This window comes from Bacillus sp. X1(2014) (assembly GCF_007678255.1).
Genome location: NZ_VEED01000003.1, coordinates 85,772 through 99,904 on the forward strand (window position 1 = coordinate 85,772; position 14,133 = coordinate 99,904).

Sequence of the window (14,133 nt, forward strand, 5' to 3'; positions counted from 1 at the left end):
TAAATAATGCAAGTGGAAAGGTACTTTGTATGTGTTTATTCAAAAAAAATAAAATATTCATAAAAGCAGCCAAAGTTGGCTCATGCTACTGGGCCTGTTGATTTCCGCTCTAATCAACAGGGGCTAGAACAACCTAAAGAATTGTAACACTTTAGGAGCATATCAAAAGGACGCCTTATTACTAAAGATAAGCGCCCGATACGGAATATTGAAAAATGCGAAAGAGCAAAAATGGCTCTTAGTTATTAAAAGAAAAGTAATAGATAGATAAAAACGGTAAACCTTACAATAAATTCCTTAAATAAATCTTTCCTTCCTGTTTATTAACTGCATAAGGAAACGGATAAACATCATTAGGAGAAAGGTGCTTATAAATGTGTATAGCCATGTCCATGTATGATATTTAATTAATTCGGTATATCTTTCAAACAATAACTCAATGATCGTTAAAACAGTGGTGTACAAAATACATTGTAGAACAATGTTGAGATATCTTGAACGATAAGTCGTTTGATAAAAGTAAATACAAACAACTGGAAATAGAAGATATTCATAAAGAAGGCTGGAACTAAAATAGTTACTTAAAAATCTCACTGGATATTCGAGCATTTTCTCTTCTACAACAAGAACACCAAAAAACGTTGAAAAATAAGAGGACAATGAAAAAATTAAAATCCAATTTTTGATTGGTGCTTTTCTTAAACTAGAAAACAATAGGGTGATCCCGATTATAAGCAGTGACCACAACATTATTCTTTCCATAGATAAAATAGCCCCCTATCTTTACTTTGCTTATCAATGAGTATAACCAAAAAAAAGACCAAAGATTTTATCAATTGCATAAAACCCATTAAAAAAGACGCTTCCCGAATCTTGTGGCTTAAACAATGATTTAAATATGTCTTCTTAAAATTTAAGAAAATTGAATAGAAAAAAGGCTATCGAAAGTTTTTCGACAGCCTGAGCAGCCAAGTTTGGCTGCTTTTCCTAATGATAACTAACGGCTCGGCTTTTTAATGCTTTCCAAGATGATATAAATTGTTGTTTTCCAACCCGTACTTTTTTTCTGCCCGAAAGAGGGTCATTCAAGTAGACATAATGGTTATCATATCCTACTAAGACGACGGCGTGTAGATCGAGGGGAGTTTTAATATATTGCTTCCCGTGGTACCAACCCTCCCAACGATCAGGCAGGCGATAATCCCCGGTTGTCCATACTACGACAGGGTATCCTGCTGATACATGCTCTAATACTTGATCGAACGGCTTGTTTGTTAAATTTACCGCTCTTCCAGGAAGCTTTTGGTTGATTAAGGCAATCATTGGTTGATCAAATACTGCATAGCCTGCCCTTCGGCCAGTCATATCTCCAACAAAGCCATCAGCAGGGTTTCCCCAACGTAAAATATCACCCTTTGGTGATTTGATTAACGGGTCAGAATCTTTCCTAACAGATCGGTAAAGGTCGATTTTGCTTGTTTTTACTCCTGCATAATTTAATACCATGGCAAGGCTTGTGACCTCACAACCGTATCGTAATTCAGGATTTTGCTTAATTAGCACTACATTCAGCATTGCGGAGTCTTTTTTCTTTTGGGTGGTAGTAACCGACTTGCTTTTATTAACTGAATTCTTAACATTTATCACTTGCTCTTTTACATCGTTCATTTTGTATGGAGTGCTATTTAACTTAGTTGCTGAAGAGTTGGGTGTTTTATCTTCTACTGTTACCGAAGAGAGAAGCTGTTTCTTTTCAATTTTGTCATTGGTATCAGCATCAAAGTGACTACATCCAAGCATAGGAAGGATCATCGTTAATAAACAAAGTCTTTTCAAAAACATATCCTCCTTATCAAACAACTTGGGTATAGGATATGATTGTTTCTAGGCGGCTATAATGGTATCCTTTTGGAAAAGAACGATAATTCTTACATAAGCGTATGGTATAATAAGAAAAAATTTTTGGAGGTACTTGGATGGATGCTTTGGAAATACTATCGGATCTTGAAAATGTATTTCCCTATTTTCAACCGATTTTTAGTGCCGATCAACAAAGTGTAATTGCCTATGAGGTATTAGGGAGATATAGATCTGGAGAAGATATCATTAGTTTAGGAAACTTTTTTCAGGATGATCAAATTCCTGATGAATATAAATACGAAGTGGATTTGTTATTAGTTAAAATGGCGCTTGAAAAAGCACTGACCCTAGATGAGGATGTAAGTATTTTTTTAAATCGACATGCTGATTTATTAATGTACGGGCATGGTGAGCCTTTCTTACAAGAACTGCTTTTATTTGAAAAAAAAGGTTTTGATCTCACTCGAATTGTCCTTGAAATATCTGATCGGAATTATTCTGGGGATTTAAATCAATTTGATCACTTACTGCAATATTATCGAACCTATGGAATAAAAATAGCCATTGCAAGAATTGATAGTGAAAGCCATTATTTTGAACGGATTGGACAACTTGAGCCAGATATTTTGAAAATTAACTTACAGGCTTTAAAATCAACATCAACAGGAATAAATTTTAACGATGTATTGTTTTCGTTATCTCTTTTGGCAAGGAAAATAGGTGCAACCCTCTTGTTTGAGAATATTGAGATGAGTTACCAGCTGCAATTTGCTTGGAAAAATGGCGGCCGCTATTATCAGGGATATTATTTACATCCACCTGCCCCTGACTTTATTCAACATGATTTGTTGAAAGAGCGCTTAAAAGATAAATTTCATGACTTTATTTCCTATGAAAAAAAGAAATTAGAGGCCGTTTATACGACCGCAGAAGCCTTTCAAGCTAGGGTCCAAGAGATTGTGATGAAAAACAGGAATGGAACATATCAAACACTTTTTCAGGCTTTAATAAAAGAATTAGACCAGATTGCCTTTAGGATGTATGTATGTGATGAGGATGGTTTCCAGAAATCTGTCAATATTTTCAAAGCGAAAGACGGTTGGATTTCACAATCCGAATACATTCATAAAAACTGGAGCTGGCGACCATATTTTTTAGAAAATATTATTAAAATGAGAAATGAACGGAAAGGGATTTTATCCGACTTATATTCTGATATAGAAAATGGAGAAACCATTCGTACTTTTTCTTTTCCTATGAATGGGGATGATTATTTGTTTATTGATATTTCCTATCAATACTTATTTCAAAACGACCAATTACTTTAAAGGATTGCATGGATAGTTAATACCCAAATATCGTTCATATAGAAAAAATTACCCTATTTTTTTATTTTTACTTGGACAAATGGTCGGTGTTATTTTATTCTTTTAATATTGGCATATTAAAATACGGCTGGAAAATTATGAAAGTCATCCACTCGGATAGAAAAATGCTAAATGAGAAATATAATTGTAGATGTTTGTTTGGTTGGAAAGGAGTCGGAGCATATGTCACAGCTTCAAGGTATATTAACAAGATTAAAAAATCTTCAGGAAACAGCAAATAGTGGTGAACCAGCGCAACGCTATTTCGAAGTAAACGGTGATCGGAAGTGTCAAGTAACATTTCATCCGAAAACGGAAACATTTGAATTAGAAGTATATAATGAAAAGGAAAAACCAAAACGTTATCAATTTGACAATATTGATATGATTACAATTGAAATTTTTGATTTGATTCAATAAGGGACCTTAAGGGTTCCTTTCTTTTTCGTGTCGTGCATAATGGTGGAGGAGTCAAAGACGTTTCCACCTTTACGGTACCAAAATTAGCACAGACTCCTGAATACTATGGTAGAATGTAACTGTAGAAAAACAAATTTGAGGAGTTACGGCGATGATCAGTCTTCCTAACGATGAATTTTTAAAATTAACGATAAAAGAATTAATGATTCCCTCTGAACGGGTCGCACATGTGCAAATTGGCAATAACCTCGAGCATGCCTTATTAGTTTTAACAAAAAGCGGTTATACGGCGATTCCTGTGTTAGATCCCCATTACAAACTTCATGGGTTAATTAGCACACCTATTATTATGGATTCAATTCTAGGATTAGAAAGAATTGAGTTTGAACAACTTGAGAAGAAACGCGTAGAAGAGATTATGAAAAGCTCGGTACCGCGAGTGAAAATTTCTGCATCTATTAAAAAATGCCTTGAGTTACTCGTTACTCAACCTTTTTTATGCGTTGAGACTGAAGATGGTTATTTTGAAGGGATTTTACCAAGAAGCACTTTATTAAATCAAGTAAATAAAATAATTAATAAATTTCAAAACAGTGAAAAATGATGCTTTTAGGCTCCCGAAATGGGAGCTTGATTTTTTTAAAGTTTGAGGTGGTAATATGAGTAATCCTACTGGTAAGGAAAGTTCACAAAGAAAGCAAACAAAAAAACCACTAGTATTAGCTTCAGTAATGTTAGCAATGTTTATGGGAGCGATTGAAGCCACGATTGTTTCCACTGCAATGCCGGCCATTGTTGCAGACCTGGGCGGATTTACCCTTTATAGCTGGGTGTTTTCTGCATACTTATTAATGAATTCTGTAACCGTTCTCATCTATGGAAAATTATCTGACTTATTTGGCCGGAAACCAATTCTTACAATTGGAATTATTTTCTTTTTAATCGGTTCGATTCTATGTGGGTTCGCTACTTCAATGAAAATGCTGATAATATTTCGTTTGATTCAAGGGTTTGGCGCTGGGGCTGTCACACCAATCGCGACAACTATCGTTGGTGATATCTACACTACTGAAGAAAGAGCCAAAATTCAAGGGTATCTGTCTAGTGTTTGGGGTATTTCTGCAATTACAGGACCTGCTGTGGGGGGCCTACTCGTTCAATATGTAAGTTGGCATTATGTTTTCTGGATTAACATTCCACTTGGGATTCTTTCATTAGTGGGACTTTGGATGTTTTTACATGAAGATATCAATAAGAAAAAACATGAGATAGATTACTTTGGCGCTATATTATTGACGTTCACGATCTCCTCACTGATGTTTATTCTTGTGGAAGGTGGAAGCCGTTTTGCCTGGGGTTCTTGGCAGACACTAAGTTTATTTGCATTTAGTGCTTTAACATTACTCGGATTCGTTCTTCAGGAAAGCCGTGCTAAGGAGCCGGTTATGCCATTTTCGATATGGAAAGAACGTTCAATTCTTATTGCTAACACAACCTCGCTGACAACGGGTATTATGTTAATTGGAATCTCGAGCTTTTTACCAACATTTGTACAAGGTGTGATGGAACAAACACCTATTGTCGCAGGGTTTACATTGACAACGATGTCAATAGGCTGGCCAATAGCATCCACTCTTGCCGGCCGGTGGCTGATATCCATTGGGTATCGAAAAACATCGATAATTGGCGGGGTGTCTTTAATCGTCGGCAGTATCGCTTTTGTGACGATGTCAGCGTCCTCTGGGCCTCTTTGGGCAGCAGTGGGTTCATTTTTGGTAGGATTAGGAATGGGCTTAACATCAACAGCATTTATTGTCTCAATTCAAAGTACTGTCGGTTGGGAACAGAGAGGAATCGCTACTGCATCTAATATGTTTATGCGAAATCTGGGGAATACAATTGGAGCCGCATTACTAGGAGGTATCCTAAATAATCGGCTAAGTCAATATTTCAGTCAAAATGGACATCCCTATTCAGTGGATGATGTCAATATCCTCTTAAAATCGACTGAACGAGACCATCTCTCAGAATCGGCCAGAAGTATCTTGCAGAATGGATTAACCCATTCCCTGCACTTTGTTTATTATGTTGTCCTTGCTTTTGCTGTGATTAGTTTACTATTAATATTTTTTATACCAAAAAAGATTGATAGCTCTGTGTAACTTTCACAGGGCTTTTTTTAAGGAGTGTTCAGTTTGTCCTCATTATCTGAATTTCAGCTACTATCTGTATTGGCTCAGGAAATGAATATGAGAAAGGCGTCAGAACGACTATTTGTTTCACAACCAGCCCTATCACAACGATTGCAAACAATTGAAAAAGATTGGGGAACTAAATTATTTATTCGCTCACAAAAAGGTTTAGCACTAACTCCTGCTGGTGAACATGTCATTCAATTTGTCGATGATGTGCTAACAAAACAAGAAAAGGTCCGTGAAACCATTTATTCTCTCCAATCAGGGGTGTCAGGCACTTTAAAAATTGCTGTTGCTTCGATTGTAGGGCAAAACTGGCTTCCTCAGGTGTTAAAGAAATTTATTGATAGATATCCTCAAGCCAAAATTTCATTAGTGACAGGATGGAGCAGCGAAATTTTAAAATCCTTGTATGATGATCAAGTTCATATTGGAATTATTCGCGGAACACCTGATTGGAAAGGGGTTAAAGTCCACCTTTTTAATGACCCTTTATATTTAGTTGACAGGGAAATTACTAGTCCTGAACAAGTGTTACATACGGACCGTCCCTTCATTCAATTTAAGAGTGACTCAAATTATTATCAGGAAATTCAAGATTGGTGGATGCGAAATTTTAAGACTTCACCAAAACGAACAGTTGTTGTTGACCAAATTGAAACCTGTAAACAAATGGCCTTTAATGGTATCGGTTATGCCATACTACCAGCGATAACATTGACGAAAACTGACAGGGAAATTTTCAAAATACCGCTTGTTGATGAGAATAATCACCCCTTAAAACGTGATACATGGCTTTTGGGCTATGAATCAGCCTTTCAACTAAAGCAGGTTAAAGCTTTTGTCGAATTAATTAAGGAATATATCGCAGAATCTTCAGAAGAATAAGGTGGTTTTTCTTGTTTTCATTTCTTTTGTTTGATAAAGTAATTTTTAGTAACGACAACAATAGGGGGCCTACTTATGAAAATGATGGATGCAAATGAAATTATATCTTTTATTCAAAATAGCAAAAAATCTACACCAGTAAAGGTTTATGTAAAAGGTGAATTAGAGGGAATTGATTTTGGTAATGAAACAAAAACCTTTATTAATGGTAATACTGGTGTTCTTTTTGGTGAATGGTCTGAAATTAATGAAGTATTAGAAGCGAATAAAGCGAACATTGAAGATTATGTTGTTGAAAATGACCGCCGTAATTCCGCTATTCCTTTACTTGATACCAAGCATATTAATGCGCGAATTGAGCCAGGTGTAGTTATCCGTGATCAAGTAGAGATTGGGGATAATGCCGTTATTATGATGGGGTCTGTTATCAATATTGGTGCCGTGATTGGGGAAAAAACCATGATAGATATGGGTGTTGTCCTTGGCGGCAGAGCAACAGTAGGGAAGAACTGTCATATTGGTGCAGGAACGGTATTAGCAGGAGTAATTGAGCCGCCATCCGCTAAGCCAGTAGTAATTGAAGATGATGTTTTAATCGGAGCAAATGCCGTTGTCCTTGAAGGGGTAACAGTTGGACAAGGTTCAGTAGTTGCTGCGGGTGCAGTAGTTACTCAAGATGTAGCACCATTTACGGTTGTAGCTGGAATGCCTGCTAGAAAAATAAAAGATATCGACGAAAAAACAAAATCGAAAACAGAAATTATGCAAGAACTTCGACAACTATAAAAGCTAAAGCGCCTTGGCGCTGGAGCTAGATAGTAAAAGTGGAAGCGTGGATTCTTTCCACGCTTCTTTTATAGGGAGGAAAGGTAATAAATGAATCATTTTATCAAAATCCGCCGTGACCTTCATCAAATACCAGAACTAGGATTCCAAGAGTTTAAAACACAGGCATACTTATTAAATTACCTTGAGTCTTTGCCGCAAGACCGAATGACAATAAAGAAATGGAAGACAGGCTTGTTTGTTAAGATCCACGGTCTAAATCCTCGAAAAACAATTGGTTACAGAACAGATATTGATGGATTGCCTATAAGTGAAGATACAGGCTTACCCTTTTCATCTGCACATAATGACAAGATGCATGCTTGTGGTCATGATTTTCACATGAGCATCGCTCTTGGGGCACTTACTTATTTTACAGAAAATCCAATTATCGATGACCTTTTATTTGTTTTCCAACCGGCTGAGGAGGGACCGGGCGGAGCGGAGCCAATGTTGAAGTCAGAAGAAATGCAGGAATGGAAGCCGGACCTAATTTATGCTCTACATATTGCACCAGAGTATCCCGTTGGAACAATAGCAGTGAAGGAAGGGTTATTATTTGCGAATACCTCTGAATTATTTATTGACCTCAAGGGCAAGGGGGGGCATGCAGCAAGACCACATGAAACGAATGATATGGTTGTGGCGGCTTGTTCATTGGTTAATCAGCTCCAAACCATTGTCTCGAGAAATGTTGACCCATTAGATAGTGCAGTTATAACCATCGGGAAAATTACTGGAGGCACAGTTCAAAACATCATTGCAGAAAAAGCAAGACTTGAAGGAACAATTAGATCGCTTTCAGCTGATTCAATGAAAAAAGTTAAACATCGTATTGAAGCTATTGTTAAAGGAATCGAAGCGGGCTTTGAATGTGAAGCCACTATTGATTATGGTTCGATGTACCATCAAGTATATAACACTGAGTCGATCACAAGAGACTTTATGAAATATATTCAAGAAGAAACCGATGTGGACGTCATTGAGTGCAAGGAAGCGATGACAGGCGAAGACTTTGGTTATATGCTTAAAGAAATCCCAGGGCTAATGTTTTGGCTTGGTGTAGAATCACCTTATGGTTTACACCATGCAAAGTTAAATCCACAGGAAGAAGCAATAGGTGTAGCGATTAAAATTATTACATCTTATTTCTCTCATCTAGGGGAATAATTTAGCAGGCGGATTATTTTATTCTGCTTCGTAATCATGATAAAATTAAAGCAGAATTAATAGGGAAATTGTTACATATCGTCGTGTTATTCTCTAGCAAATAGGGTAAACTTATGAAGGGGAAATAGGGTTATAATTAATAATGTTTATTAAATTAAATTAATTATAATTTAATATTGACTCGAAATAAGTTCTATCCTATAATTAGTATTGTGATAAAGGATAGCAAATGAGAATTGCTATAAACACTCATTTTATTTATAATTTGGAGGGATTTGAATGCCTGAACGTATGGTAGGTAAACAAGCACCACGCTTTGAAATGGATGCTGTATTGCCAAACAAAGAATTTGGTAAAGTTAGTCTAGAAGAAAACATGAAAAACGATAAGTGGACTGTATTATTCTTCTATCCAATGGACTTTACATTTGTTTGTCCAACTGAAATCACAGCATTATCAGACCGCTATGAAGAGTTTGATGATTTAGATGCAGTTGTTATTGGTGCATCTACAGATACTATTCATACTCACCTTGCTTGGATCAAAACAGACCGTAAAGAAAATGGTCTTGGCGATTTAAATTACGCATTAGCAGCTGATACCAACCATGTTGTAGCTCGTGATTATGGCGTTCTAATTGAAGAAGAAGGAATCGCATTACGTGGATTATTCATCATCAGCCCAGAAGGTGAATTAATGTATTCTGTTGTTAACCACAACAATATCGGCCGTGATGTTGATGAAACTCTTCGCGTTCTTCAAGCATTACAAACTGGTGGTCTTTGCCCAGCTAACTGGAAGCCTGGACAAGCTACATTGAACGTATAATTTGTAAAAAATAGATTGACCTAACCTATTATAGTGTTAGGTCTTTTTAATAGGAGGAAATCTAAATGAAATTACGTGAACCGATGCCAGAATTAACTGGGGCCGTTGAATGGTTAAATGGTGAAGTAACAAAATCTGACTTAATTGGTGAAAAACCAACCCTAATCCATTTTTGGTCGGTTAGCTGCCATCTTTGTAAAGAAGCAATGCCTCAGGTCAACCAATTCCGTGATGATTTTAAGGACAAATTGAATGTGGTTGCTGTGCATATGCCTCGTTCTGAGAATGATTTGAATATAGAAGACATTAAACAAGTAGCCGCAGAACATGGTATCAATCAACCGATTTTTGTGGACAGTGAACATAAGTTAACAGAAGCATTCGAAAATCAATATGTCCCTGCTTATTATGTCTTTGACCGTGAGGGCAAGCTTCGTCATTTCCAAGCAGGTGGAAGCGGTATGAAAATGCTCGAGAAACGTGTAAACCGTGTATTGGATGAATTGGAAAAAACAGAATAATAAACATTGAAAAGCTGCTCGCAAGTAAATAACGGGCGGCTTTTTTTATTTGACTGTAACCTTGGGGCCTTTTAATCGTCGGTATTTATAAGGATGCATTTATACAGGACTTATCAATAAGGACAAAAGGGGTGTCTGAAGATGAAAAAAAGAAGGTTACCAATCCTATTTATTATTTTATTAGTTTGGATTACTGGTTGCAGTGCTAGCAGTGAAGAAAAAAGTGGAAAATTGTCTCAAAGTAATGATGTGGCTATGGATAACACTCAATCTGGAAGTGGCGAGCAAGCTAACTTTTATTCAAGTGAAATGGGAAAAGCGGAAAAAACAATTGAGCCTGAAAAAATAAAAGTTCAAAACCAAATGGTCATTTATCAAGCGGATCTCGAACTGCGTGTAAAAAAATTTGATAAAACGGTCCAGACTCTTGAAGAAAAAGTAATCAAATATGGCGGCTATATTACTGAGTCCAATGTGTCCAAAGAGGGGAAGGAGCAGGTGAGTGGCAGACTTAGAATAAGAATACCACAAAAAAACTTTCAAGCCTTTTTACATGATGCAGAGAGCCAAGCTGCTGAGGTTCTGCAAAGGAACATTACGGGCCAGGATGTAACGGAAGAATATGTTGATCTTAAGTCAAGATTAAAATCAAAAAGGGTAGTGGAAGAACGGTTAACAACTTTTATGAAAAGTGCAGTAAAAACAGAAGATTTATTAAAAATTTCGGCGGATCTAGCAGTTGTTCAAGAGGAAATCGAGGCCATTGAAGGAAAGATGAAATTCTTAGAAAATCAAACATCCCTTTCGACAGTAAATATCACTCTATATGAAAAAAGCGTAGTAATTCCAACCATTGATAAAGACGAGTTAAATACTTGGGAAAAAACAAAAAAACAATTTATGAAAAGTATCAATATGTTGTTGGCTGGCTTATCAAGTTTAGTTGTTTTGATTGTTGGTAATATTCCTGTCATAGCTATTTTATTATTACTAGGATTTCTTTTCTTTTTCTTTTATAGAAAGAAGAAAAACAGACCTGAGTAAATAGCTGTACCATACTATATATCCTTAATGAATAATGCTAAAATGGATGCATAGTAGATAATGTTTGAAGCAGAGGGGTAATACTATGAAAAAGAGCTTTGCAGTCATTGGGCTGGGCCGATTTGGTGGAAGTATTTGTCGTACACTAACCGATGAGGGGATGGAAGTACTGGCAATTGATAAAAATGAGGAACGTGTCAATGAATATGCAATGATTGCTTCCCATGCGGTTGTAGGTGATACAACAGACGAAGCTGTTTTAAAAAGCTTAGGGATCCGGAACTTTGATCATGTAATTGTTGCTATTGGCGATGATATTCAATCAAGCATACTAACAACCCTTATTCTCAAAGAATTGGGAGTCGTACGTATTACAGTAAAGGCTCAAAATGATTACCATGAAAAAGTTCTTCGTAAAATTGGAGCAGACAGTGTTGTCCATCCAGAAAGAGATATGGGAAGACGTATAGCTAACAATATGGCCTCTAGTAACGTTGTTGACTATCTTGAACTTTCAGATGAACACAGTATTGTTGAAATTGTCGCGAATGGAAGACTTAGTGGCCATACGATTATGGATTTGGACATTCGGAAGAGATATGGTTTGAATATTGTCGCTATCAAAAGAGGAGAAGAGATTATTGTTTCTCCACAGGCAAAAGAAACCTTCCACGCTAATGATGTTTTAATTGTAATCGGAACAGACAAAGACATCGATCGATTTGAAAAAAAGGTATTAGAATAAAGAAAAGCGGAAGCGCCTTGCTAGGGGCGACAGGCATAAGACGAGCAGGCGTGAAGGTTGCTCTTTAACCTTCATGACTGATTGGCTTATGACCCCGAGCCCCTAGGCGCTGGAGCTAGACAATAAAGAAAAGCGGAAGCGCCCTTACAGGCGCTTCCGCTTTTCTTTATTATTTACACTTCCATAATGATTGGTAAGATCATTGGTCTGCGTTTTGTTTTTTCGTATAAGAAAGGAGCTAATGTATCTGTAATTTCGTTTTTAATTTCCGACCATTGGCTTGTCTTTCTTTCCATTACCCTATTCAAGTGTTTGGTGATTAGGTTCTGTGCATCATTAATTAAATCACCTGATTCTCGCATATAAACAAATCCTCGCGAAATTAAGTCTGGACCGGATGCAATTTTGAATTCTTTCATATTAATGCTTACCACCACAACTACTAAACCTTCTTCTGAGAGAATTCTACGGTCACGTAAGACGATGTTTCCGATGTCGCCTACTCCGCTGCCATCAATATAAACGGAACCAGATGGGATCTTTCCTGCAACCTGTGCTGTATCCTCAGAAAGTGCTAATACCTCACCATTATCCATAATAAAACAATTTTCTTCTTGTACCCCACAATCAACTGCAATCTTAGCATGCATTCTTTGCATACGATATTCACCATGGATCGGCATAAAGAACTTTGGTCTGATTAAGCGAAGCATAAGCTTTTGTTCTTCCTGTCCACCATGACCAGAGGTATGAATATTGCTAAGTTTCCCGTGAATAACTTCAGCCCCTGCTCTGTAGAGCATATTAATAGTCCTGCTCACGCTGATTGTGTTCCCAGGAATAGGTGATGATGAAAATACAACAGTATCTCCGGGAATAATTTGAATTTGTCTGTGTGTACCATTTGCAATTCTTGATAGGGCAGCCATCGCTTCACCCTGACTTCCAGTACAAAGGATGGTAACTTTATCAGCAGGCAGTCGATTGATTTGATTTGCTTCAATAAAGGTTTCTTTAGGTGCATTAATATAACCTAACTCAAGTCCAATATTAATGGCAGCTTCCATACTCCGTCCAAAAACTGCTACTTTCCTTCCGTATACCACGGCTGCCTCTACCACTTGCTGCAATCGATGAATATTTGATGCAAATGTTGCAAATATGATTCGGCCATCCACTTTACGGAAAATATCGTTAATGCTGTCGCCAACCCGGCGTTCTGACATCGTAAATTCAGGTATTTCACTATTCGTACTGTCTGAAAGTAAACATAGTACGCCTTCCTTACCGATTTCGGCCATTTTAGTTAAATTGGCTGGTTCACCGACAGGGGTAAAATCAAATTTAAAATCGCCAGTATGGACAATTTGTCCTGGCGGTGTTTTAACAACAATTCCATATGAATCAGGAATACTATGTGTAGTGCGGAAAAAAGTAACGGATGTTTTGCGGAATTTTATGACATCGTCTTCTTTTATATCAATCAGCTTAGCATTTCTCAATAAGCCGTGTTCTTCAAGTTTATTTTTTATTAATCCAAGAGCCAATTTGCCTCCATAAATTGGAACATTTACTTCGCGTAATAAATAGGGAATGCCACCAATGTGGTCTTCATGCCCATGAGTAACAAATAAGCCTTTTATTTTTTCTTGATTTTTAACCAAATAGGTGTAATCCGGTATAACATAATCAATGCCTAATAGCTCGTCCTCTGGAAATTTAATGCCGGCATCAATCAATATTATTTCATCCTGGAACTGAACTGCATATGTGTTTTTGCCTATTTCGCCTAAACCACCAAGGGCAAAAACTGCAGTTTGATCATTCTTAACAAATTTCATAAATTATCTTTCTCCAATACTTTATAGTCTTCATTTTGTTGTTCATAACTAAGATGTGCTCCCTTAACTTCTTGAACAGATTCAACATTATAGCCACGGTCAGCAATTTTTGTACGGACGTCTCTGACTGATTCACCTTCAATAAAAAGGGTTTTTGTATTTTCTCTAACAGGTACTTCTGTAATGCTTTCTTGATAATATACTTTAAATATCATTACAATATCGCTCCTAACTTGAGTCATAGCTTTTTCTATTATATAAAACATTTTCATCTTTTTCATTTATTTTCTTTGGAAAACATTAGTCTTGTATGAAAAGTATGTAAAAAAGAATCGTTGTTTTTACAATTTACAATAACGAAGGAGCCCTTCGCAAGTTTGAAGGGCCCTAAATAAATTTAGGCAATGGGATTTATGCAATGGATTTTTT

At 36.7% G+C, this 14,133-nt stretch carries 15 protein-coding genes; 11 read left to right on the top strand and 4 right to left on the bottom strand.

Annotation, left to right across the window (positions count from 1 at the left end; genetic code table 11):
- Positions 1 to 297: 297 nt before the first annotated feature.
- Together FS608_RS07905 and FS608_RS07910 are read right to left on the bottom strand one after the other, a co-directional pair.
- On the bottom strand, positions 298 to 762 hold the full coding sequence (locus FS608_RS07905; RefSeq protein ID WP_144548727.1) for a CBO0543 family protein: 465 nt from the start codon (positions 760 to 762) through the stop codon (positions 298 to 300).
- Positions 763 to 987: 225 nt separating this feature from the next.
- Positions 988 to 1,842 (bottom strand): C39 family peptidase, encoded by an 855-nt coding sequence (locus FS608_RS07910; protein ID WP_144548728.1) that lies wholly within the window; start codon positions 1,840 to 1,842, stop codon positions 988 to 990.
- A gap of 134 nt (positions 1,843 to 1,976) precedes the next feature.
- Here FS608_RS07910 and FS608_RS07915 point away from each other — a divergent pair, with 134 nt between their 5' ends.
- The 11 genes from FS608_RS07915 to FS608_RS07965 all read left to right on the top strand — a co-directional run bounded on the left by FS608_RS07915 (position 1,977) and on the right by FS608_RS07965 (position 11,863).
- A complete protein-coding gene (locus FS608_RS07915; RefSeq protein WP_144548729.1) occupies positions 1,977 to 3,188 on the top strand; it encodes an EAL domain-containing protein in 1,212 nt (403 codons plus the stop codon).
- Positions 3,189 to 3,410: 222 nt separating this feature from the next.
- Positions 3,411 to 3,647 carry a YkuJ family protein gene (locus FS608_RS07920; RefSeq protein ID WP_026566292.1) on the top strand — a complete coding sequence of 79 codons (237 nt, stop codon included), beginning with the start codon at positions 3,411 to 3,413 and terminating at the stop codon, positions 3,645 to 3,647.
- 151 nt (positions 3,648 to 3,798) lie between these two features.
- Positions 3,799 to 4,251 carry a cyclic-di-AMP-binding protein CbpB gene (gene cbpB, locus FS608_RS07925; protein WP_144548730.1) on the top strand — a complete coding sequence of 151 codons (453 nt, stop codon included), beginning with the start codon at positions 3,799 to 3,801 and terminating at the stop codon, positions 4,249 to 4,251.
- Positions 4,252 to 4,306: 55 nt separating this feature from the next.
- A complete protein-coding gene (locus FS608_RS07930; RefSeq protein ID WP_144548731.1) occupies positions 4,307 to 5,809 on the top strand; it encodes an MDR family MFS transporter in 1,503 nt (500 codons plus the stop codon).
- Between the two features lie 33 nt (positions 5,810 to 5,842).
- Positions 5,843 to 6,730, top strand: coding sequence for a transcriptional regulator CcpC (locus tag FS608_RS07935; protein WP_144548732.1), 888 nt, complete (start codon positions 5,843 to 5,845; stop codon positions 6,728 to 6,730).
- A gap of 75 nt (positions 6,731 to 6,805) precedes the next feature.
- Complete coding sequence (dapD, locus tag FS608_RS07940; protein WP_144548733.1) at positions 6,806 to 7,516, top strand: 2,3,4,5-tetrahydropyridine-2,6-dicarboxylate N-acetyltransferase; 711 nt, start codon at positions 6,806 to 6,808, stop codon at positions 7,514 to 7,516.
- Between the two features lie 90 nt (positions 7,517 to 7,606).
- Entirely contained in the window at positions 7,607 to 8,725 is a 1,119-nt protein-coding gene (locus FS608_RS07945) for an N-acetyldiaminopimelate deacetylase (protein ID WP_144548734.1), read from the top strand.
- A gap of 279 nt (positions 8,726 to 9,004) precedes the next feature.
- Complete coding sequence (locus FS608_RS07950) at positions 9,005 to 9,553, top strand: peroxiredoxin (RefSeq protein ID WP_098572591.1); 549 nt, start codon at positions 9,005 to 9,007, stop codon at positions 9,551 to 9,553.
- A gap of 65 nt (positions 9,554 to 9,618) precedes the next feature.
- The gene (locus tag FS608_RS07955; protein ID WP_144548735.1) at positions 9,619 to 10,074 is read left to right on the top strand and encodes a TlpA family protein disulfide reductase; all 456 of its coding nucleotides are present in this window, start codon (positions 9,619 to 9,621) and stop codon (positions 10,072 to 10,074) included.
- A gap of 141 nt (positions 10,075 to 10,215) precedes the next feature.
- Positions 10,216 to 11,118, top strand: a complete 903-nt coding sequence (locus FS608_RS07960) for a DUF4349 domain-containing protein (RefSeq protein ID WP_144548736.1) — start codon at positions 10,216 to 10,218, stop codon at positions 11,116 to 11,118.
- Between the two features lie 85 nt (positions 11,119 to 11,203).
- Positions 11,204 to 11,863 (top strand): potassium channel family protein, encoded by a 660-nt coding sequence (locus tag FS608_RS07965; RefSeq protein ID WP_144548737.1) that lies wholly within the window; start codon positions 11,204 to 11,206, stop codon positions 11,861 to 11,863.
- Between the two features lie 173 nt (positions 11,864 to 12,036).
- Here FS608_RS07965 and rnjA read toward each other — a convergent pair whose 3' ends face one another.
- Complete coding sequence (gene rnjA, locus FS608_RS07970; protein ID WP_026566302.1) at positions 12,037 to 13,704, bottom strand: ribonuclease J1; 1,668 nt, start codon at positions 13,702 to 13,704, stop codon at positions 12,037 to 12,039.
- Positions 13,701 to 13,919 carry a DNA-dependent RNA polymerase subunit epsilon gene (locus FS608_RS07975; RefSeq protein ID WP_144549389.1) on the bottom strand — a complete coding sequence of 73 codons (219 nt, stop codon included), beginning with the start codon at positions 13,917 to 13,919 and terminating at the stop codon, positions 13,701 to 13,703. Before FS608_RS07975 ends, rnjA begins: the two co-directional genes overlap by 4 nt.
- Positions 13,920 to 14,133: the final 214 nt, after the last annotated feature.

What these genes read in the sequence shown, in the direction of transcription:
- FS608_RS07955 (WP_144548735.1), top strand. Translation starts at nt 9,619, where the DNA reads ATGAAATTACGTGAACCGATGCCAGAATTAACTGGGGCCGTTGAATGG.
- FS608_RS07960 (WP_144548736.1), top strand. Translation starts at nt 10,216, where the DNA reads ATGAAAAAAAGAAGGTTACCAATCCTATTTATTATTTTATTAGTTTGG.
- rnjA (WP_026566302.1), bottom strand. Translation starts at nt 13,704, where the DNA reads ATGAAATTTGTTAAGAATGATCAAACTGCAGTTTTTGCCCTTGGTGGT.
- FS608_RS07945 (WP_144548734.1), top strand. Translation starts at nt 7,607, where the DNA reads ATGAATCATTTTATCAAAATCCGCCGTGACCTTCATCAAATACCAGAA.
- FS608_RS07930 (WP_144548731.1), top strand. Translation starts at nt 4,307, where the DNA reads ATGAGTAATCCTACTGGTAAGGAAAGTTCACAAAGAAAGCAAACAAAA.
- FS608_RS07910 (WP_144548728.1), bottom strand. Translation starts at nt 1,842, where the DNA reads ATGTTTTTGAAAAGACTTTGTTTATTAACGATGATCCTTCCTATGCTT.
- dapD (WP_144548733.1), top strand. Translation starts at nt 6,806, where the DNA reads ATGAAAATGATGGATGCAAATGAAATTATATCTTTTATTCAAAATAGC.
- FS608_RS07950 (WP_098572591.1), top strand. Translation starts at nt 9,005, where the DNA reads ATGCCTGAACGTATGGTAGGTAAACAAGCACCACGCTTTGAAATGGAT.
- FS608_RS07975 (WP_144549389.1), bottom strand. Translation starts at nt 13,919, where the DNA reads ATGATATTTAAAGTATATTATCAAGAAAGCATTACAGAAGTACCTGTT.
- FS608_RS07905 (WP_144548727.1), bottom strand. Translation starts at nt 762, where the DNA reads ATGGAAAGAATAATGTTGTGGTCACTGCTTATAATCGGGATCACCCTA.
- FS608_RS07965 (WP_144548737.1), top strand. Translation starts at nt 11,204, where the DNA reads ATGAAAAAGAGCTTTGCAGTCATTGGGCTGGGCCGATTTGGTGGAAGT.
- FS608_RS07920 (WP_026566292.1), top strand. Translation starts at nt 3,411, where the DNA reads ATGTCACAGCTTCAAGGTATATTAACAAGATTAAAAAATCTTCAGGAA.
- cbpB (WP_144548730.1), top strand. Translation starts at nt 3,799, where the DNA reads ATGATCAGTCTTCCTAACGATGAATTTTTAAAATTAACGATAAAAGAA.
- FS608_RS07915 (WP_144548729.1), top strand. Translation starts at nt 1,977, where the DNA reads ATGGATGCTTTGGAAATACTATCGGATCTTGAAAATGTATTTCCCTAT.